At 29.6% G+C, this 21,260-nt stretch carries 26 protein-coding genes and 2 tRNA genes; 2 read left to right on the top strand and 26 right to left on the bottom strand.

From position 1 onward, the window contains the following. Positions 1-13: 13 nt before the first annotated feature. The 19 genes from rpsE to rpsJ all read right to left on the bottom strand — a co-directional run bounded on the left by rpsE (position 14) and on the right by rpsJ (position 9,390). Positions 14-661 carry a 30S ribosomal protein S5 gene (gene rpsE / locus DA803_RS00790; protein WP_114190747.1) on the bottom strand — a complete coding sequence of 216 codons (648 nt, stop codon included), beginning with the start codon at positions 659-661 and terminating at the stop codon, positions 14-16. Continuing rightward, positions 661-1,008, bottom strand: coding sequence for a 50S ribosomal protein L18 (gene rplR, locus DA803_RS00785; RefSeq protein ID WP_114190746.1), 348 nt, complete (start codon positions 1,006-1,008; stop codon positions 661-663). Before rplR ends, rpsE begins: the two co-directional genes overlap by 1 nt. 18 nt (positions 1,009-1,026) lie before the next feature. Continuing rightward, entirely contained in the window at positions 1,027-1,566 is a 540-nt protein-coding gene (gene rplF, locus DA803_RS00780) for a 50S ribosomal protein L6 (RefSeq protein WP_114190745.1), read from the bottom strand. A gap of 7 nt (positions 1,567-1,573) precedes the next feature. Beyond that, a complete protein-coding gene (gene rpsH / locus DA803_RS00775; protein ID WP_114190744.1) occupies positions 1,574-1,987 on the bottom strand; it encodes a 30S ribosomal protein S8 in 414 nt (137 codons plus the stop codon). Positions 1,988-1,989: 2 nt separating this feature from the next. Then, a complete protein-coding gene (locus tag DA803_RS00770; protein WP_114190743.1) occupies positions 1,990-2,175 on the bottom strand; it encodes a type Z 30S ribosomal protein S14 in 186 nt (61 codons plus the stop codon). Positions 2,176-2,185: 10 nt separating this feature from the next. Further along, positions 2,186-2,749: a 50S ribosomal protein L5 gene (rplE, locus tag DA803_RS00765; protein WP_114190742.1), complete on the bottom strand. Its 564-nt coding sequence runs from the start codon at positions 2,747-2,749 to the stop codon at positions 2,186-2,188. Positions 2,750-2,760: 11 nt separating this feature from the next. Next, a complete protein-coding gene (rplX, locus tag DA803_RS00760; RefSeq protein WP_114190741.1) occupies positions 2,761-3,096 on the bottom strand; it encodes a 50S ribosomal protein L24 in 336 nt (111 codons plus the stop codon). A gap of 1 nt (position 3,097) precedes the next feature. Then, positions 3,098-3,466 (bottom strand): 50S ribosomal protein L14, encoded by a 369-nt coding sequence (gene rplN, locus DA803_RS00755; RefSeq protein ID WP_114190740.1) that lies wholly within the window; start codon positions 3,464-3,466, stop codon positions 3,098-3,100. Next, on the bottom strand, positions 3,459-3,743 hold the full coding sequence (gene rpsQ / locus DA803_RS00750) for a 30S ribosomal protein S17 (protein ID WP_114190739.1): 285 nt from the start codon (positions 3,741-3,743) through the stop codon (positions 3,459-3,461). Before rpsQ ends, rplN begins: the two co-directional genes overlap by 8 nt. Next, entirely contained in the window at positions 3,743-3,943 is a 201-nt protein-coding gene (gene rpmC / locus DA803_RS00745; protein ID WP_114190738.1) for a 50S ribosomal protein L29, read from the bottom strand. The genes rpsQ and rpmC overlap by 1 nt, the downstream gene beginning before the upstream one ends. Before the next feature lies 1 nt (position 3,944). Beyond that, a complete protein-coding gene (gene rplP / locus DA803_RS00740) occupies positions 3,945-4,382 on the bottom strand; it encodes a 50S ribosomal protein L16 (protein ID WP_114190737.1) in 438 nt (145 codons plus the stop codon). Next, the gene (gene rpsC, locus DA803_RS00735; protein ID WP_114190736.1) at positions 4,360-5,094 is read right to left on the bottom strand and encodes a 30S ribosomal protein S3; all 735 of its coding nucleotides are present in this window, start codon (positions 5,092-5,094) and stop codon (positions 4,360-4,362) included. The genes rplP and rpsC overlap by 23 nt, the downstream gene beginning before the upstream one ends. Next, entirely contained in the window at positions 5,094-5,486 is a 393-nt protein-coding gene (gene rplV / locus DA803_RS00730; protein WP_114190735.1) for a 50S ribosomal protein L22, read from the bottom strand. Before rplV ends, rpsC begins: the two co-directional genes overlap by 1 nt. A 1-nt stretch (position 5,487) precedes the next feature. After that, the gene (gene rpsS / locus DA803_RS00725) at positions 5,488-5,763 is read right to left on the bottom strand and encodes a 30S ribosomal protein S19 (RefSeq protein ID WP_114190734.1); all 276 of its coding nucleotides are present in this window, start codon (positions 5,761-5,763) and stop codon (positions 5,488-5,490) included. Continuing rightward, positions 5,763-6,608, bottom strand: coding sequence for a 50S ribosomal protein L2 (rplB, locus tag DA803_RS00720; protein WP_114190733.1), 846 nt, complete (start codon positions 6,606-6,608; stop codon positions 5,763-5,765). Before rplB ends, rpsS begins: the two co-directional genes overlap by 1 nt. A gap of 154 nt (positions 6,609-6,762) precedes the next feature. After that, positions 6,763-7,245 (bottom strand): 50S ribosomal protein L23, encoded by a 483-nt coding sequence (rplW, locus tag DA803_RS00715; protein WP_114190732.1) that lies wholly within the window; start codon positions 7,243-7,245, stop codon positions 6,763-6,765. Beyond that, a complete protein-coding gene (gene rplD, locus DA803_RS00710) occupies positions 7,245-8,210 on the bottom strand; it encodes a 50S ribosomal protein L4 (RefSeq protein WP_114190731.1) in 966 nt (321 codons plus the stop codon). Before rplD ends, rplW begins: the two co-directional genes overlap by 1 nt. After that, the gene (rplC, locus tag DA803_RS05990) at positions 8,210-9,022 is read right to left on the bottom strand and encodes a 50S ribosomal protein L3 (RefSeq protein ID WP_114190730.1); all 813 of its coding nucleotides are present in this window, start codon (positions 9,020-9,022) and stop codon (positions 8,210-8,212) included. The genes rplD and rplC overlap by 1 nt, the downstream gene beginning before the upstream one ends. 65 nt (positions 9,023-9,087) lie before the next feature. Then, positions 9,088-9,390: a 30S ribosomal protein S10 gene (gene rpsJ, locus DA803_RS00700; RefSeq protein ID WP_114190729.1), complete on the bottom strand. Its 303-nt coding sequence runs from the start codon at positions 9,388-9,390 to the stop codon at positions 9,088-9,090. 329 nt (positions 9,391-9,719) lie between these two features. Between rpsJ and DA803_RS05985 the strand changes: the two genes are divergently transcribed. Continuing rightward, complete coding sequence (locus tag DA803_RS05985) at positions 9,720-12,104, top strand: phosphoketolase family protein (RefSeq protein ID WP_114190728.1); 2,385 nt, start codon at positions 9,720-9,722, stop codon at positions 12,102-12,104. Between the two features lie 69 nt (positions 12,105-12,173). Next, complete coding sequence (gene rpmE / locus DA803_RS00690; protein ID WP_114190727.1) at positions 12,174-12,392, top strand: 50S ribosomal protein L31; 219 nt, start codon at positions 12,174-12,176, stop codon at positions 12,390-12,392. A 25-nt stretch (positions 12,393-12,417) separates the two neighbouring features. Here the strand turns inward: rpmE and DA803_RS00685 are convergent, their stop codons facing one another. The 7 genes from DA803_RS00685 to DA803_RS00655 all read right to left on the bottom strand — a co-directional run bounded on the left by DA803_RS00685 (position 12,418) and on the right by DA803_RS00655 (position 21,093). Next, a complete protein-coding gene (locus DA803_RS00685) occupies positions 12,418-12,669 on the bottom strand; it encodes a hypothetical protein (protein ID WP_114190726.1) in 252 nt (83 codons plus the stop codon). Between the two features lie 104 nt (positions 12,670-12,773). Continuing rightward, positions 12,774-13,397 carry a signal peptidase II gene (locus DA803_RS05980; protein WP_114190725.1) on the bottom strand — a complete coding sequence of 208 codons (624 nt, stop codon included), beginning with the start codon at positions 13,395-13,397 and terminating at the stop codon, positions 12,774-12,776. After that, complete coding sequence (gene ileS / locus DA803_RS00675) at positions 13,387-16,053, bottom strand: isoleucine--tRNA ligase (RefSeq protein ID WP_114190724.1); 2,667 nt, start codon at positions 16,051-16,053, stop codon at positions 13,387-13,389. The genes DA803_RS05980 and ileS overlap by 11 nt, the downstream gene beginning before the upstream one ends. A gap of 93 nt (positions 16,054-16,146) precedes the next feature. Next, positions 16,147-18,561 (bottom strand): leucine--tRNA ligase, encoded by a 2,415-nt coding sequence (gene leuS, locus DA803_RS00670; protein ID WP_114190723.1) that lies wholly within the window; start codon positions 18,559-18,561, stop codon positions 16,147-16,149. Between the two features lie 81 nt (positions 18,562-18,642). Further along, a tRNA-Gln gene (locus tag DA803_RS00665) sits at positions 18,643-18,717 on the bottom strand. 3 nt (positions 18,718-18,720) lie between these two features. Next, a tRNA-Tyr gene (locus DA803_RS00660) sits at positions 18,721-18,804 on the bottom strand. 162 nt (positions 18,805-18,966) lie between these two features. Then, a complete protein-coding gene (locus DA803_RS00655; RefSeq protein ID WP_114190722.1) occupies positions 18,967-21,093 on the bottom strand; it encodes a bifunctional metallophosphatase/5'-nucleotidase in 2,127 nt (708 codons plus the stop codon). Positions 21,094-21,260: the final 167 nt, after the last annotated feature.

Genomic DNA, 21,260 nt, shown 5'->3' with positions numbered 1-21,260 from the left:
TTTCTCCTTAAATTTATTTAGATAGTAAATATTTAACATCGATATCACGTAATTTTGCAATATCTTCAACTGTTCTAACTTTTTTAAGGGCTTTAATAGCAGCTTGAACAATGTTTTGTTTGGTTCTTGAACCATAAGTTTTTGTTGAAATATCGGTATAACCAGCTAATTCAACTACTGCACGTACAGTGTTTGATGCAATAATTCCAGCACCTTTAGGAGCAGGACGTAATTGAATTTTTGAAGCTAAGAATTTTTCTGAAATTTCATGTGGAATAGTTCCTTCTACAATTGGAACAACAAAAATGTGTTTTTGTGCATCTTTAACAGCTTTTTTAATCGCATCTTGAACTTCATTTGCTTTTCCGTGTCCAAATCCAACTTTACCTTTTTTATCACCAACTACTACATAAGCTGAGAATGAAAATCTACGTCCACCCTTAACTACTGTTGTTACTCTAGCAATATCAATAACTTTTTCTTCATATAATTTTGGTTGTTGAATTTGAGCTTTACGTTCAGAAAATTGTTTTGGTTTTCTTTCACCACGATTTACACGCTTTTCTGATGATAAAGGTGATTTTGTTCCTTTATTAGCAGGAGCTATAACTTTGGTTGTTGTTGCGCCTTGTTCTACTGTTTTTTTTGTTTCTTCTGTCATTAGAATTTAATCCCTTCTTCTCTTAATATATCACAAAAAGCAGCTAATTTACCGTGGTAAATATAACCAGAACGGTCAAAAACTATTGTTTCTATATTTACCGCTTTTAATTTGGCAGCAAATTGTTTAGCAACAAGTTTAACAGTTTCAATATTATTTCCTTTATTTGTTAATTCTCTAGTTGATGATGAAGCTAATGTTGTGTGAGATAAGTCGTTAACTGCTTGGGCATAAAAATGGTGTAATGATTTAAAAACTACTACACGTGGTCTTGTTTCTGTACCCTTTGCTAACTTGTTAGTTATTTTTAAATGTTTTGCTTTACGCTTTAAATTTCTTGATAACATAATAATTTCCTATAACTACTATTTAGCAGCAGTTTTCCCTTCTTTTCTTCTAATAACTTCACCTTTGTACATAATTCCTTTTCCAGAATATGGACTTGGTCTTCTAATATCTCTAATATTAGCAGCAAATTCACCAACTGCTTGTTTATCAATTCCAGAAATAACAATATTTGTGGGCTTAACAACTTCAATTTTTAAATTTGAAGGAACTGAAAGCACTACAGGGTGCGAATAACCAGCAATAACTTCAATTTCATTTCCCTTAAGAGTTGCTTTATAACCAACCCCTTTAATTTCGATTTCTTTTTTGTAACCTTCTGAAACACCTACTAACATATTGCTAATAACTGCGTTTGTTGTTCCATGTAATTGTTTTGTAGTTTTGTCTTCATTTGTTCTTAGAGTTTTGATTTGATTATTTTCAATAGATACTTGTATTAATGGTGAAAATGTATATTCTAATTCACCTAAATTACCTTTGATACTAATATGATTATTTTCTAATTTAACTTCAACATTTTTAGGAATTTCTAAAATTCTTTTACCAATTCTTGACATATTTTTCCTATCACACAAAAGCAATCACTTCGCCACCTAAATTGGCTTTTCTTGCTTCCTTATCTGTTAATAAACCTTTTGATGTTGAAATTATTGCTGTACCATAACCACTTAGTACACGAGGTAATTTTTCACTTGGTGAATATACTTTTAAACCAGGTTTTGATACCTTTTTTAATCCTGAAATAGCTGATTGATTTTGATTCATTCCTTTGTATTTCAAAGTAATTTTAATTTCTTTAAATGATGTTTTTTCATTTACGATAACTTCGAAATTGGTAATGTATCCTTCTCTTTTAATTATTTCTAGGATTTTTTCTTTTTTCATTGAATGAGGTAAAAGTACTTCTGTATATTTACGTGAAATAGCATTTTTCATTCTAACAAACATATCCGCTATTGGGTCAATAATAATTGCCATAATTATCAGCTCGCTTTCTTTACACCAGGAATTTTTCCTTCATGTGCTAATTTTCTAAAACAAATTCTACAAATTTTATATTTACGCAACACTGCATGAACTCTTCCGCATAGTTGGCAACGTGTGTATTTTCTTACAGCAAATTTTGGTTCACGTTCTGCTTTAACCATTAATGATTTTCTAGCCATATATTACTCCTTATAAATTGCCTTTTGCGAAAGGCATTCCTAAATGTTTCAATAATGCATAAGTTTCTTCATTTGACTTAGCAGAGGTTACAATGATGACATCCATTCCTTTTAATTTACGAATTTTATCATACGAAATTTCTGGGAAAATAATTTCTTCTTTTATACCGATGGCATAACTTCCACGACCATCGAAACTTTTTAGTGATGTTCCATTAAAATCACGAACACGAGGTAAAGCAACATTAATTAATTTTGTTAAAAATGCTCACATTTTTTCACGTCTTAAAGTTACTTTTCCGCCCATTGGCATACCTTCACGTAATTTTCATGATGCTAAAGATTTTTTAGCTTTTGTTTGAAATGGTTTTTGACCAGTAATTTGTGCTAGTTCCACCATAACTTCTTCTATAGCTTTTGAATTTGATACTTCATTACCGGCAGTCATGTTAATAACAATCTTTTTTAATTTGGGAGCTTGCATAACGCTTGTATAGCCAAATTCTTTTACAAGTTCACTACGAACTGACTCGATATATTTATTTTCTAATAATAATTTTTCTTGTTTTGCCATGCTTATCTCCTTTATATTGTTTTATTAACTTTCTTCATTAGTCTTTGTTTTTTACCGGTTTTAGCATCAACTTTTCATCCAATTTTTGATCCTATCGAATGTTGTCCTTCAGCACCTTTTTTGGCTAAATAAGCAACATTTGACATATGAATTGGAAATTCTTTCTTTTCAATTTTACCTTCAGTATTTTCTTGTGAAGGTTTGTGGTGTTTGGTTTTTAAATTAATTTTTTTCAATGTTACAGTTTGATTTTTAAGATTTGTTGCAATAACAGATGCAAATTTACCTTTATCTTTACCTGAAATAATTAAAACCATATCATTTTTTCTAATTTTAGCTTGAGCCATATTATAAAACCTCCGGAGCTAATGAAATAACTTTTAAATAACCCTTGTCACGTAGTTCTCTTGCGACAGGTCCAAATACCCGTGTTCCTCTTAAAGAACCATCTTCTTTAATTAAAACAACAGCATTATCATCGAATCTGATGTGAGAACCATTATCTCTAGCCAATCCCCTTTTTGTTCTAACAATAACAGCTTTAACAACTTGACCTTCTTTAACTACACCATTAGGAATTGCTTTTTTAATTGTAACAACAACAACATCACCAATATTAGTTGATTTAACTATTGAACCACCTAAATTTTTAATGATCATAACTTCTTTTGCCCCTGAATTATCAGCGACATTACATCTTGAAAACTCTCTAAGCATTGTCGTTTCCTCCTAAAGCATGTGATCTAATTTCTACTAATCTAAAGTGTTTTGTTTTTGAAAGTGGTCTTGTTTCTTGAATTTTTACAACATCGCCAATTTTAGCAACATTCATTTCATCATGAACAGCAAACTTTTTAGATTTTTTAAAACGCTTCAAATATAATGGGTGCTTTTCATAAGTTTCAACAACAACAGTAATTGTTTTGTTATTTTTGGTTGAAACAACAGTTCCAATTAAAGTTTTACGGTGATTTTCTCTCATTTGTGATTCCATTATTTGTTTCCTTCCATTTTTTTGGCATTTAGTGCAGTTAATGTTCTAGCAATATCTTTTTTTACAAGTGATATTTTGTGTACTTGGTCTAGTTGACGAGTTGAATTTTTAAAACGCAAAGAGAATAGTTCTGCTTTTAAATTAGATAAAAGTTCTTCAAGTTCTTTTATAGATTTTTCTTTTAATTCTGAGTAAGACATACTACATTGCCCCCTTTGGTTCTTGGGTTATTTCTTTTGATACGATTTTTCAAGTTACAGGTAATTTATGACCGCCTAGTCTTAGAGCATCTTTTAATGTTTCAGTAGTATTACCTAAAACCTCAAACATTACTGTTCCTTCTTTAACAACTGCAAATCATTGATCAGGTGATCCTTTACCAGAACCCATACGAACTCCAATTGGTTTTGAAGTTTTTGACATGCTTGGAAAAATTTTAATAATAACTTTTCCTTCACGGCCCATACGACGAGTAATAGCGATACGAGCTGCTTCAATTTGTCTTGCGCTTATTCATGCTGAACTTGTTGATTTTAATCCAAATTCACCAAATGAAACAGTGTTATTTCTATGTGCTTTTACTTTATCATGACGGATACGAAACATTTTTCTATGTTTAGTTCTTTTTGGTTGAAGCATGTTTGTCACCGCCTTTTCTTTGTTTTCTTTGTGGTTTATGAGCTTCTAGTTCCATTAAATCATTATGATCTTTGTTAAGAATTTCACCTAATGATAATCAAACTTTAACACCTAAAATTCCATATGTTGTTTTAGCTGTTGTCATAGCATATTGTACATCTTGTCTTAAAGTATGTAATTTCATTTCACCTTCACTATAACCTTCAGTTCTTGCCATATCAACACCGTTTAGACGACCAGAAACAGATGTTTTAATACCTTTTGCTCCAGCTTTCATAGCACTTCTAATTGCAAATTTTTGTGCAAGTCTAAAGCTTCCACGGTTTTCTAATTTAATAGCAATACCTTCTGCTAAAAGTCTAGCGTTTAAATCAGCATTTTTAACTTCTAAAACATTAATTGTTATATTAGCTTTTTTGTTTTTTAGAACTTTCTTTAGTTGTTGTGTTAAATTTTTAACATTTTCACCATTTGTTCCTAAAAAAGCGGCTGGTTTAGCAGTATAAACCAAAACGATTGTATGACCTTGTTGATCTCTTCTAATTTGAACTTGTCCAATTAAATATTCACGAACTTTTTTATCAAAGAAATTATAGATTTTTTGATCTTCTAATAAAAAGGTAGCAAAGTCTTTTTTATCAGAATATCATGTTGAATTAAGATTTTTTGTAATTCCGTAACGAAATCCATTTGGATTGACTTTTTGACCCATTATTTATCTCCTTTATTCATTAATTCATTCATTTCATTTGAAAATTCAGTTACTTCAATATAAAAATGACTAGTTCTCTTTAAAATAGGGTATGCTCTACCTCTTGAGTGAGGTTGGAATCTTTTTAATGTAGGTCCATCATTAACAAGAATTTTTGAGACATACAATTTAGTAGCATCAAGCCCTGCATTATTAGTTGCGTTAGCAATTGCAGAATTTAAAAGTTTTATAATAATTTCAGTTGCTTTTTTATTTGTGTTTTTAAGAATAGTAAGGGCATTATTAACTGATTTATAACGAATTAAATCTGCAACTAATCTAGCTTTTCTTGGGCTAATTCTTTGCATTTTAACTGACGCATGAACAGTTTTATTAAAAATATCATTATTCATATTATTTCTTTCCTTTATCTGCGCCATGGCCATTAAATGTTCTTGTAGGTGCGAATTCACCTAATTTATGTCCTACCATATCATTTGTTACAAACACATCAATGAAAGCATGACCATTGTGAACTTGGAATGTTAATCCAATGAAATCAGGATAGATTGTTGAACGTCTTGATCATGTTTTAATTGGACGTTTTGGTGCCTTATTGTCTAAAATAGCAACAACTTTTTTCATTAAGTGGTCATCCACAAATGGTTCTTTTTTTAATGAACGTGCCATTATTTACTTTCCTTTCTTCTTCTAATAATAAATTGATTTGATGCTTTTTTGGTTGCTCTTGTTTTAACTCCAAGTGCCTTTTTACCTCATGGTGTCATAGGACTTTTTCTACCAATAGGTTGATGTCCTTCACCACCACCATGTGGGTGATCATTTGGGTTCATAGCAGAACCTCTAACAGTCGGTCTAATACCTCTTAATCTGTTTCTTCCTGCTTTACCTATATTTACAAGTGAATGTTCTTCGTTTCCAACTTCACCAATTGTTGCACGACAGATTCCTAGGAATTTTCTAACTTCACCTGATTTTAATTTTAAAATTACATATCTACCAGTTTCATCTTTACCTAGAATTTGAGCTGAACTTCCAGCTGATCTGGCAACAATTCCACCTTGTTTTGGTTGTAATTCAATATTGTGAACTAGTGTACCTTCAGGCATATCTTTTAATGCCATGTGGTTTCCGATTTGGATATCAACTGCTTCTCCAGAAATAACGGTTTGTCCAACTTTTATTCCTTTAGGGCTTATGATATATCTTTTTTCACCATCGGCGTAAACAACTAATGAAATATTTGCTGATCTATTTGGATCATATTCAATAGTTTTTACCTTACCTAAGATTCCGTCTTTATTTCTTTTGAAATCTATGATACGATAAAATCTTTTTAATCTACCACCATGATGACGAGTAGTAATTTTTCCTTGATTATTTCTTCCTGAACGAGATGGAAGAGTAACAAGCAATGATTTTTCTGGTGCATGACCTGTTAAATTTGCTTGATAATCAAGAGAAGACATATTACGGCGTCCATTTGTATAAGCTTTAAATTTCTTAATAGCCATATTTTTCTCTCTTTCTTAAAAATATTTTTTTTCTTTTAAGAACTATAATTTTCATTTAAATTAATTTTATAATCAATCAAAATTAATTACTTTTCTTATTTTGCTTTTTTGCAATGAGATAACTATATTAATATGCAGTTATCATTTTAATGTATTATTTATCAGCTTTTTTTGCTTCAGATTTTGGTTTAGATTGTGATTCTTCATTTTCTACTGCAGCTTCTGATTTTGACATTTTTTTCGAAGATTCAGCTTTCTTAATTTTTTCTGCTGCTTTTAATTCTGCTGCAGATAAGCTTTTTTCAACTTTTTTATCTGGTTTAGGATCACTTGATTTTTTATCTTCCTTAGCCTCATCAGCAAATAAAATTATTTTTGATTTTTCATCTAAATAAACGATTGCTTTTTTAACCGCATTTTTAAAACCGGCAAATCTTCCTAATTTTGCTGGTTTTTTATCATAGTTAATAATATTAACTTTTAAAACCTTAACATCAAAAATAAATTCAACTGCTTTTTTAACTTCAATTTTGTTTGTACGTTTGTCAACAACAAAAGTATAAACATTTTGACCTGAACGAGAAATTTCAGATTTTTCTGTTAAAACTGGATACTTAATAACTTCATTTACGTTCATTATTTTGCCATCCCTTCTAAGAATTTAATTTCTTCTAATCCAATTACAAGTACATCAGCAGCTAATAATGATTCAATTGATAAACTTGAAACTTTAGAAACCTTAACATTTGGTAAATTTCTTGCTGACATAAATACTGTTTCATTTGAAGATACAATTAATATATTATTTAAATTAGCTAAATCATCTTTTGCCAATTCAATTAATAATGATCTAGTAGAAATTTTGTCTAATTGTAAATCTTTAACAAGAACGGCTTTATCTTTAGCTAACAATGATAGTGCTGAAAATAACGCATTTCTTCTAGCTTTTTTATTAATTTTTAGATCATAATTTCTTTCAACTGTTGGTCCGAATGCTCTACCACCACCAACAAAAATAGGTGATCTTAGAGAACCACTACGAGCTCTACCAGTGTGTTTTTGATCTCAAGGTTTTTTACCAGTACCGCTAACTTCTCCACGATTCTTAACTTTATGAGTTGCTAGTCTTTTTGCTCCTCTTTCTGATAAAATAGCGTCGAATATTGCTTGGTTATAAATTTTTTCTAATCCGAATACTGATTTTGGTAAATTTGCTGTACTAAAATTGAATTTTCTTTTACTATTAGTTTTTTTAGTAACAATAGAAACCTTTTTAGGCAACGCTTTATCAACAAGATTTTCTTTTTCGATAAATTCAATTGCTTTAGTATTTTCAACTTTAGATTGAGTAACTTTAGAAACAATAATTTTAGCTTTTTCTATATTAACTGATCCACGGTATGCACCATCACGGTGGAATCATACTCTAGTGTCATTTTTGGTTTTTTCACTAACTCTAATGAATTCTTCAACAGCTTCAAAAAAGTTAGGGAAATTTCCTGAAATTTTCTTATTTGCTTTTTTGAAATTAAATGAAATATTTCTTTGTTTATCAAACTTTTCAGAGATATAGTATTTTTCTAATAATGATTTTTTTGCCATTATTTTTCTCCTTCTGGTTCTGATTTTTCAACTTTAGCAATTGCTTCATCTAAAGCTAATTTCATTTCTTTCAATGACATTTCCATATTTAATTCCAAATTGTATTTCTTAGCATGTTCGAAAATTTCATTTTTTGCTAAAGCTTCTTTTAAGTTAACCAATGAAATTGGGCTTCTTTTTTGAACTGATTTCTTAGCATTTTTAATAACTAGAAATGCACCCTTAGCACCTGGTACACTACCTTTAATAATTAAAAGGTTGTTTTCGGCGTCTTCTTTTATAACTTCTAGGTTTTGAACGGTAACTTGTTCAGCTCCTAAATGTCCAGGCATTGTCATACCTTTTCAAACTCTATTTCCAGAGATATCTCCAATAGAACCGGTTTGTCTTATAGGTTGAGATCCACCACCACCACCATGTGATTTAGGTCCGATGTGTTGGTTTCATCTTTTAATAGCACCTGCGAAACCTTTTCCTTTTGATATAGCAGTAACATCAACAATGTCACCAGCTTCAAAAATAGAAGTATCTAAAGTGTCACCCAAGTTATATCCGGTCATATTACGGATTTCTTTCACGAAGCGCTTAGGTGTTGTATTTGATTGTTTGAAATAGTTAATTTCAGGATTTTTAATTTGTGATTTTTTCTTATCTTCAACAGATAGTTGAGTTGCAACATATCCATTTTTTTCTGAGGTAAGAACTTTAGTAACAACATTTGGTTTAACTTCTATAACTGTTGCTGGAATTAATTTTCCATCAGCGGTAAATAGTTGTGTCATTCCAACTTTTCTTCCTAAGATTCCTTTCATATTTTTCCTTTCGAGATTTAAAATTTAAATGTTTTTAAAAATAAAAACAAAGTCTAATTATTTGACTAATTAGATTTTAAGCTAATTTGAACTCCGGCAGGTAGTTCTAATCTTTTTGCCTTGTCAACTAATGCATCAGATACTTCTGATAAAATAATTAAACGCTTATGTGTTCTACTTTCAAATTGTTCACGAGATTTTTTATTAACGTGGACAGATCTTAAAATAGTAATAATTTCCTTACGTGTTGGTAGAGGAATTGGACCACTAATTTTTGCATTTTCGGCTTTAGCCAATAGCACAACTTTTTTAGCAGCGTCATCTACTAACTGAGCATCAAAAGCTTTTATTTTAATTTCTAATTTCATAGTTTGTTCTCCTTCTTCATTTTATTGAAGCGACTCCGCACAAGTTATCGAATACCAAGATGAACAACTAAGCTCGGCATATCGTAACCTTGTGGTTCTAAGTCACAATTTCATGTTAATTATAACAAAATTATTTTTTTTGTAGTTTTTTTAATTTGAAATAATTTGTAATTCGACAAAATATTATAAAAATGTGATTAAAAATCATATCTAACAAACTAAATAAAAACAAAAAAGCCATAAATAGAAAAATAATTACTAAATCTAGTAAAATTAAAATAAAACTTGTTATACATAACATGCCAAAATTATAATTTTAAAGGAGAAGTATGAAAAAAACAATTTTTGATGAAGATAAATACCTTGAAAAAGTGGATAAATGATTTAGGGCAGCAAATTTTTTAAGCGTTGCCCAAATTTACCTAAGAGATAATCCTTTACTAAAAAGAAAATTAACAAAAGATGATATTAAATTATATCCAATTGGCCATTGAGGAACAATTCCTGGACAAAACTTTATATATGCACATTTAAATAGAGCCATCAATAAATATAATTTAGAAATGTTTTACATAGAAGGACCTGGACACGGTGGACAAGTTATGATTTCCAACTCATATCTTGACGGTTCATATACAGAAATATACCCAGAAATTTCCGAAGATGAATTAGGACTTAAGAAAATGTTCAAACGTTTCTCATTTCCTGGCGGAACAGCTAGTCACGCTGCTCCTGAAACACCTGGATCAATTCACGAAGGTGGAGAGCTTGGATATTCATTAAGTCATGCAACTGGAGCTATTTTAGATAATCCAGATCTCATTGCTGCAACAGTAATTGGAGATGGAGAAGCTGAAACTGGACCACTAGCAGCCGGATGATTTTCAAATGTATTTATTAACCCAGTAAATGATGGAGCAGTATTACCAATTCTTCACTTAAATGGCGGAAAGATTTCTAATCCAACAATTTTAGCTAGAAAATCAGAAGAGGAATTAAGATCTTATTTTGTTGGTCTTGGTTGAAATCCAATTTTTGTAAATCACAAAGAAAGTGATAATCACCTAGAAAATCACAAAATCATGGCAAAAGCTATGGACCAAGCTATTGAGGAAATTCTAGAAATTAGAAAAAATGCTAGAAAACACTCAGCAAAAGAAGCTACTAGACCAAATTGACCAGTTATGATCGTTAGAACACCAAAGGGTTGAACTGGACCTAAGATCTGAAATAATGAAGCTGTTGAGGGTTCATTTAGAGCTCACCAAGTGCCAATTCCTGTTTCAGCATTTAAAATGGAAAAAATTGATGCGCTTGAAGCATGATTAATGTCATATAAACCACACGAACTTTTTGATGAAAATGGAAAAATTATTAGTGAAATTAGAGAAATAGCGCCAAAAGGGTTGAAAAGAATGGCAGTTCATCCCGTTACAAATGGGGGTATAAATTCAAAATTATTAAAATTAGTTGATTGAAAAAAATATGCCTTAGACATCAAAAAGCCTGGCGAAATCAAGGCTCAAGATATGGCAGAAATGTCTAAATACGCTGCTCAAATTATTCGTGATAATCAAGATAATTTTAGAGTTTTTGGACCAGATGAAACTAAATCAAACAGACTATTTAGTTTATTTGAAGTCACACAACGTCAATGACTTGAAAAAAGTATTCAAAAATATGACGAATGAATTAGTCCTGAAGGAAGAATTATTGACTCACAATTAAGTGAACATCAAGCTGAAGGATTTCTAGAAGGATATGTATTAACAGGAAGACATGGATTTTTTGCTTCTTATGAATCATTTTTAAGAGTAGTAGATTCAATGTTAACCCAACATATGAAATGAATTAAAAAATCATTAGAGTTAAAATGAAGAGCAGATTATCCTTCATTAAATATCATCGCAACATCAAATGCATTCCAACAAGACCATAATGGTTATACTCACCAAGATCCTGGAATTTTAGGACATTTAGCTGATAAACGTCCAGAATTAATACGTGAATATTTACCTGGAGATACCAATACTTTACTTGCAGTAATGGATAAATCATTTAAGGAAAGAAATGTAATTAACCTAATTGTTGCATCAAAACAACCTAGAGAACAATTCTTTAGTATTGAAGAAGCAGAAGAATTAGTTAATAAGGGATATAAAGTTATTGATTGAGCATCAAACGTTTCAAAAAATGAAGAGCCAGATATTGTTTTCGTTTCTTGTGGTGTTGAATCAAATTTAGAATCACTAGCAGCAATTTCAATTATGCATAAAGCCTTTCCAGATCTAAAAATAAGATATGTGAATGTTGTTGATTTACTAAAACTTAGATCACCAAAAATCGATCCAAGAGGAATTAGTGACGAAGAATTTGATAAAGTATTTACTACTAATAAACCAATCATGTTTGCATTCCATGGATACGAAGGATTAATACGTGATATATTCTTTACACGTAAAAATAGAAATCTAGTTGTACACGGTTATCGTGAAAACGGAGATATTACAACTAGTTTCGATATTAGACAATTAAGTGACATGGACCGTTTCCACATTTCAATTGATGCGGCCAAGATGGTATATGGCGAAAAAGCAAAATCATTTGTTCAAGAAATTGAAAAGAAAATTGTTGACCATAAAGAGTATATTAGAAAATATGGTTACGACATGCCAGAAATAATTGAATGAAAATGAGAAAATATTAATAAATAAAAGGCATATTTCATAGCAATTTTGATAAAATAGTATAAGTTTAATTAATTTTAAAGATAGGAGCGCATAATGAAAAAAGATATTCATCCAAAATATGATCAAATCAAAGCAACTTGTTCATCGTGCAATTCTGAGTACACATTTGGTTCTACAGCTGAAAAAGTTAGTCTAGATGTTTGTTCAAGTTGTCATGCTTTTTACACTGGTAACCGTAGCGATGTAAAAGCTAGAGGTCGTGTTGAAAGATTCAATAAAATATTAGAAAAATCTAAAAAAAGTTCTAACTAAAAAATCAGGGCAACCCTGATTTTTTTTATATGCAATAATGAAAACCGACATTAAATCCAATATTGGTATTAGCATCATCTCATTTAACATTGAATCCATCTTTAGTTTTAATTTCTCCCTTAGCTGAAGAAAGGGCTTTTGCAATTCCGGCTGCAGCGCCAATTCCGCCAATAACAGCTGGGATAACTGATAGAATGGTAGTAATTAATGTAGTAATAGCAAATCCGCCAGAAATTGTCTTAGATTTATTAATATCCATAGTTTTAAAATTATTCATGTGTAACCTCCCAATTGAATATTAAAAAAATAATTTGATAATTGTAAATATTTGCGAAAAAAATAATAAAAATGCCGATTGAAAACGACATTTATAAAATTATTCTAAGTTTGAGATTCGAAATTAACTTCATTATAATCATTTAAATTTAGTTGAGTATTGCTCTCTTTATTATGTTTTTGCGGAAGTACTCAAAATGTAACTATAATAATTGATAGTAATGAAGCAATACCACCTAAGACTAATCAAGCATCAGCAAAGTTAAATGTTCCACCATTTGCTCATGGAAGATGTATTATATCTCTTACTCCACCGTGAGCTATTCGATCATACATATTTCCAAATGCTCCGGCCGAAACCATTGCAAAAGCTACAACTGTTCATCTAAAACTTTTATCCTTGAAGAAAAGTGTAACTGTTAACGTAGTGAGAAATATTAGAACACTAACAAAGTGAAGAGTCCAATCCGGCAATCCAAGTGAGATTGTTGTTCCCCTATGGAATATTGATCAAAATATTATAAAGTTACTTTTGTAAACTGCATAATGATCGGTAATATCTAAATCCTTGGCTCTATTATTAAAAATATATTCTTTTGTTAATAAATCTACCAATGATAAAGCTATAAATACCGCAAAGTAAATTGCTAAATTAATTAAGCTTGTTTTTCAGTTTTCTACTCAATATTTTTTAGTAAAAAATACAGGCATTTTCTTTTTATTTTTCACCGATAACCTCTTTACATCTTAAACATATATCTAAATTATTATCAAAATTTTTATCTTCAAAGTGATTTCAACATCTTAAACATTTTTTAGAATCACGTTTCTCGACTTTATTTTCATTTCCCAAGTCTACTTTGGCAACCATTAGGAGTTGGGCAAGTGGAAGTGATTTAATTCATTTTATATCAGTTTTAATAGTTACAAATGATTCATTTTGTCTCTTAATAACCTGATTTTTTATTTTATCCTCAATTAATTTATATATTTCATTTTTAATTTCAAAGAAATCTTTTCATTTTTGTTCAAGTTCATAACTAAATGATTTCTTTTCTAAAAATGGTAGCATGTGTACTGATTCTAATTTGTTTGGAACATTATAATATTTATATATCTCTTCACATGTTACTGGCATAATTGGAGCTAATGCTCTAATTAGTAAATAAATCATTTTTGAAAAAATAAATTGAACCTGTCTTCTTTCTGAATCATCTTCTTTATTTAAATATAAAATATCTTTTGTAATTGAAATGTAGTAACTACTAAAATCAATAATAAAATTATTAATATCCTTAATTATGTTGACAAAACGATAATTTTCATAATAATCTAAAAGACTAGATTCTAAATTAGTAATTCTTTCAAGCATAAGGGCATGAATTGATTTAACTTCAACATCCTTGAAATCATAATCGGAAAGTGCTCCCAACATAAACTTCACAGTATTTCTTAATTTACGATATATTTCAACTGTCTGATCTAGAATTTTATCATCAATGGTAACATCTCCAGTGTATTCAGAATTTGCGGCTCACAATCTAAGAATATCGGCGCCATATTTTGAAATAACCACAATTGGGTCAATTACATTTGCTTTAGATTTTGACATTTTTTGACCCTTGCCATCTAAAACAAAACCATGTGACAGTAATGTTTTAAAAGGACTAGTATTATTTCAAGCAATTGAATTTATAAGTGAGCTATTAAATCAACCACGATATTGATCAGAGCCTTCTAAATATAGATCATATGGAGCTTTAACACCATCAATTTTAACACTCATCGAAGTTGAACCCGAATCAAATCAAACATCCATTATATCTTTTTCTTTACTATAACCTAATTTACGATATTTTTCAGGTAAAAGGGCATCAACTTCTCTTTCATATCAAACATCAGTTCCATATTCTTCAACTAAATTAATAACATAGTCAAAAATTTCATCGTTAATAACAGGCTTTTTATTTTTATCATAAAAAATTATAATAGGTACACCTCAAATTCTTTGACGAGAAATACATCAAGTTTCTCGATTTTCAAGCATCAATCCTAATCTTTTTTTACTTCAATCATTATAGGTTTTAACACCGTCTAAAGCTAAAGCAATTTTATTTTTAATTGGTTTAAGTGATACAAATCATTGTGGAGTTGCTCTATACATAATCGGTTTATGAGTTCTTCAATCATGTGGATATGAGTGTTTAATTTTCTTAAATGCTTTTAATAAGGCTTGCTCTTCTAAAAATTTTCCAATTAGCGGATTAGCATCATCATAAAAAATATCTTTAAATTGTAAGGCCTTTTCATTTAGCATTCCATCATCTTCAACATGCATAATTTTTTCTAAATTATGTTTAGTACCGATGATAAAGTCATCTTCTCCGAATAAAGGTGCCATATGAACAAGCCCTGTTCCAGATTCTAGAGTAACGTGATGACCTGATACTACTGGACAAATTAAATTATTAATTGGGCTTTGATATTTAATTGATAATAAATCTTTACCATCAAATTCAGATAAAATTTTAAAATTTTCTCATTTAGCAGTTTCAGCAAATGAATTTAACAGTTCTTTTGCAATAACATAGTTGTGATTGTCATAACTAACTCTTAGGTATTTAAATTTTTCACTTATTGCCACACCACTATTAGCAATTAATGTTCACGGCGTAGTAGTTCAAATTAAAAGATAATCATTTTTTTTGATATTAGCGCTTCCTTCAACAACTTTAAAAGCAACATACATTGAAGGTGAAATATGGTCTGCATACTCAACTTCGGCCTCAGCTAAAGCAGATTGTGAAGATGGTGACCAATAAACTGGTTTAAGATCTTTATAAATTAAGCCATCATTAACCATTTTCTTGAATAATCTTAATTGATTAGCTTCAATTTTTTTATCTAGAGTAACATATATGTCTTTAAAATCAGTTAATAATGAAAGTTTTTGAAATTGTGCTTTTTGTATTTCTATTTGACTTATAGCATAATTAGTTGCTGCTTTTCTAAGTTCAATTGGTGAAAAATCTTTAGCTTGCTTTTTAGATTCTAGCAACATTTTATGTTCAATTGGTAATCCATGTGTATCTCAACCAGCAACATATGGTGAATAGTAACCTTGCATACTTCTAAATCTAATAATAATGTCTTTTAAAATTTTGTTTAGTGCATGGCCAACGTGAATATTACCATTCGCATAAGGTGGACCGTCATGTAATACAAATGGTTCATTGGTTCTATTTCTTTTTAAAATTTTCTGATAAATTCCATCATTAAGTCATTTAGAAATGTATTCTGGCTCTTTTTCAGATAAATTAGCCTTCATTGAAAAATCTGTCGAAGGCATTAATAAAGTATTTTTATAGTCTTTTTTATCTTGCATAAATATTTGCCCTTTCAAATAATATGTATGTTATTTTACTCTAAAGTTATAGGTTTTCCACTTTTATGAAAAAATAAAAAGTGAAAAATTAAATTATTTAATTATTAAATTCAAAATTTTGTCTTTTAAATAAATTACTTTAACTATTTCTTTTTCTGCTAATCATTTTGTGATTGTAGGAATTTTTTTGGCTTCGGCTACAACTGTTTTTTCATCTCAATCAGATAAAATTTCAATTTGTCCCCGAGTTTTTCCATTAATTTGAATTCCAATAATTTTGTTCTTTTTAATAATCTTTGATTTATCAGGGAATGGCCAACTTTGAAATTCAGCAGGACGTTCTTTTAGAAGATGAAGTAATTCTTCTGATAAATGTGGAGCAAAAGGATTTAGCAAAATTGCAAAAATTTTTAATGGATAGTGTGAATGAATTTCTTTTTGTGAAGCCAAATAATTAATGAAAACCATCATTTTGCTAATAGCGATATTAAATTTTGTGTTTTCTATATTTTCAGTTACATCAATAATTAACTCGTTGATAAGGCTATCTAATTCAGCCATATCATAGGAAATTTTAATTTTTTGATCTATTAATTTTAAAAATGTATTATAAATTTTTTCAAGTCAACGACGAATACCATTTAATGAATCTACATTTCAAGATTTAGAATCAGTGATTGGCCCCATAAACATCTCATATACCCGTAAAGCATCTGCCCCCTGATTTTCAATTAATTCATCAGGATTGATAACATTACCAAGTGATTTTGACATTTTTTGACCATCTGTTCCTAAAATGATACCTTGATTAATTAATTTAGCAAATGGTTCTTTAGTGGTTACAATACCAATGTCATATAAAAAGCGATGTCAAAAACGAGCATACAAAAGGTGTAATACCGCATGTTCTTGTCCACCAATATATAAATCAACTGGAAGTCAATTTTCAAATCGTTTTTTAGCTTCTTCTGAATTTAAAGGAACGTAAGAACCATCAGGATTTTTTAGCACATAAGCTAAATAATATCAACTTGAACCAGCTCATTGTGGCATAACATTATTATCATGACGAAACTTTTTGCCATTAATTTCAACATTATTTCATTCTTTAACATTTGCTAAAGGTCCTTCAGTTGAACCAGAAGGCTTAATATTTTTGGTTTCAGGTAATTTAACTAATTCTTTTACTAAATAAATATTATCATCTTCGTCGAATAAAATAGGAAATGGTTCGCCTCAATATCTTTGACGAGAAAAAATTCAATCACGTAATTTATAGTTAATTTTTTTATTAATCGTTTTTTGAATTTTTAGTTCCTCATATATTTTTTCGGCAGCCTCTTGATTATCTAAATTGTTAGCGATAGAACTATTTTTATGAATGCCGTTGCCTGAATATGGTAAATTCTTATCAGCAATATCAATCACTGAAATGATTTCCAAATTATATTTTTTAGCAAATTCATAATCTCTTTCATCATGAGCAGGAACAGCCATAATTGCCCCAGTACCATATCCGGGTAAAACATAATCCGAAACTCAAACTGGAATCATTTTTTTTGTTAATGGATGTTCAACATAACATCCCAATTCAATACCTGATTGTTCTTTTGCATTTTGAAGTAATTTACGATCACTTTTTAATTTATAGTTTTCAATAAAATATAAAACATCTTCCAAATTTTTACGATTAGTTATTTTTTTAATTAAAGGATGTTCAGGATTAATAATAATTGCTGAAACTCCATAAATTGTGTCTAAACGAGTTGTAAAGGTAGAAATTTTCTCATTACTATTGTGAATTTTTCACACAACCTCATGACCAATATTTTTACCAATTCAATTTCTTTGCAATGATTTTAAATTTTCTGGCCAATCAAGCTCATCTAATCCTTCTAGTAATTTATCAGCATATGCAGTGATCTTAAGAACTCACTGTTTCATTGGTTTTCTAACAACAGGAAAATTGCCCCGTTCACTTACTCTAATACCGTTAACTTCAATAATTTCTTCATTCGCTAATACAGTGCCTAAACCTTCGCATCAATTAACATCAACATTTTCAATTGATGCCAAGCCCTGCTTATACATTTCTTTAAATATTCATTGTGTCCAGACATAAAAATTTGGATCTGTAGTATTGATTTCTTTATCATAATCATAAGAAAAACCAAGTAGTTTTAATTGGCGGCGAAAATTATCAATATTTTTTAAAGTAAATGTAGCAGGATGATTTCCAGTTTTTAAGGCATATTGTTCAGCCGGTAACCCAAATGCATCTCATCCAATAGGATGTAGTACATCAAAATTATTCAATCTTTTATATCGACTAATAATATCAGTTGCAGTGTACCCCTCTAAATGTCCGACATGAAGGCCAGCACCTGATGGATATGGAAACATATCTAGTATGTAAGCTTTTTTATAGCTTTTTTCTTGGGTTTTAAATGATTTATTTTTTTCTCAATATGCTTGTCATTTTTTTTCAATTTTTTGATGGTTATACATAAAAATAATTTTACCTTAAAAGTTAAATAAAAAAATAAATAAAAAACAGCAGATATGCTGTCTAATATACACTTTGTGATTTGGCTGCCCTTGTTAGATTCGAACTAACGGATGGCGGTACCAAAAACCGCTGCCTTACCACTTGGCTAAAGGGCAATATGGTGGAGGGGGAGGGATTCGAACCCCCGAACCGTTAGGAAGTGGGTTACAGCCACCCGCGTTTGGCCGCTTCGCTACCCCTCCATATAAATGCAAATGCAATTATAATATATATTTAATATTTTTTGAGTAAAATATTTTAAATTTTTTGCGCTAATATTTAATAAAACTAAAAACTACATTCATTTTCCCTAAGGTAATGAATATAGTTTGTTAAATATGATTAATATTTTCTACTATTAATAATTATTTATTTTCAGGTTCTTTTAGTTTATTTGTAAATGCTTCTTTTGGTATATCTAAAGTTTGTTTTGAAATTATATTTTTATCTGAATATTTAGAAATTGGTTTAGCAAATAGATTTGCATCTGTTTCTACAAAACTTGGATTTGCAATCATAATTAAGTATTTTTCTAAAGTATCAATATATTTGCCTCCTTCATATGCCAATTTAACGTTAGGATTTTTAGTTTCTAACATTGAATATCCATCACCACCAACTATTAGAAAATCATTTGTAACCAAGTAGTAATATTTATCTGGAGAAATTGGTTTGCCATTAATTTTAACTGAGTCTGGGACAAGTGATCAAATGTATTCATCTTTATTAGATCTTGGACTTGGCTGTTTTGTTGCTTTAGCTTTATATTCAACGTTTGATGATCATTGGCTAAATCCACCAGATCTTCCCTTACCAATTCCGTGTTCAAATGCTTTTAATAAAACATCTCCTCTTAAATGGACAGCGGTAATTCTATTTCCAAATGGACTTAGTGCTAATAAATCTTTTTTTAAAATTTTTCCTGATTTTAAATCAGTTCTAATTCCACCACCATTTGTCAAACCTACAACATTATCTAATGTGCCCGCTTCCTTGCTAGGTAAATCAATTTGTTCTCATGGTTTGCCTTGAACAAATTCTCAAGATAATGAATCACTAACAAGTACTCCAAGTTCAGTTGCTTGAATTCTTCCTTTTCAATATGGTGTTCCATCAATTTCAACTGATGTGGTGTGTTCAAATGGTTTTGGGTTCGTAAATACTTCAACAGAATATTCCTTATCAAAATCTTTTTTAAGATCAGAAATATATAAATCACTTGAATCATTAGTTGCCACTGTAATTTGGTTTATATCACGCAATTGTTGAGTAACTGCATTAATTTTTCCAGTTTTCGCATTAAATTCAATTTCAATATCACCCAAATATTTTGTATATGCTTCTGTTTGAGTAACGTATGATTCATTATTTTTATGAATTGGAACATATGTATGACTATGACCATCAATAATTAAATCAATATCAGAAACATTTTCTGCTAAATACTCTGAAGTTCATTCTCGAATATTTCTACCAGTTCCTAGGTGTGTTGACGCGATTATGAAATTTACATCTGGATTATCTCTTTTAATTTCTTGAATAGTTTCTCTAGCTGAAGTTGCTGGATCTCTAAAATCAACTAGTACGGAATTTCTTGGGTGAGATGTATATTTTGTATCTGGAGTTGTTAGTCCCATTATTGCTACTTTAACATTATTTTCTAACGTTTTAATAATATATGGTTTAAATACTCTGGTATTAACTTTTGATTGATCATATCCATCTGGCTTATTGGTTTCTTTTGAAAAATCATGTCAATAGATATTTGCTGAAATAAAAGGAGTACTTCAACCATCTTCCTCTTTTGCTGAAAGTGCGTTTAATTTTAGAATATGCTCTAATCCAAAATCAAATTCATGGTTACCAATAGCAATTGAATCATAACCCATATATTTGGCTATTTTTGTTATGGTTTCACCCTTATCAACATCTGAAAGTGGAAGTCCTTGAATTAAATCTCCAGCGGATATTAATAGGTCATAATTTTTATCTTTAATATATTTTGAAGTTCGTTCCATTCCCGAAAAATTGCTAAATCTGCCATCATCGTATTCTAATCTACCATGTTCATCATTTGTATGAAATATTTTGATTGTCTTTATATCAGAATTTTTTTCTAATTCTTTTAAAGAATCAAAAAGATAATTTTGTCTTTTTAGCAATGGATTTAAACGTCTTCTTGCTTTATTATTAACAGAGTAAATTCTTGATTTTAGAGATTTTAATTTATTTTCTTTATTAGCATCTTTACCGGTAGAAATTTTTGACATTTCTTCTCTAATACTTTTATATTCTTTGGCAAGCTCATTAATAAGAGTGTTGTAGGCATTTTTAGCTTCTTTATACTCATCTCTAATTTTTTGTATATTTTTCTCAGTGCCAGTTTGAATATCTTTATTTGCATTGGTGCAACTTATTGCTGAAATAGCAAAAATTGGAGTTATTGAACTTAATCCAATAATCGTTGATAACATTTTAAATTTTTTCTTCATATTTCTCCCATTTATAAAATCTAATAATAAAATTATATAGCATTTGCTTTGCTATTTTTTTATCAAAGAAAAAGCCGAGAATATATTTTAGTTTATAAATTAAGATGATTTATAGTTTTTCCTTCTATGATAAATAATTTTAAAATCAATAAAATAAATAAAAATCA

The sequence above is a fragment of the [Mycoplasma] phocae genome (assembly GCF_003332325.1).
In the GTDB taxonomy this organism is placed as follows: Bacteria; Bacillota_I; Bacilli_A; order Mycoplasmatales; family Metamycoplasmataceae; genus Metamycoplasma; species Metamycoplasma phocae.
Note: the sequence above shows the minus strand (reverse complement) of the source record. Positions and strands in the feature narration are given on the sequence as shown.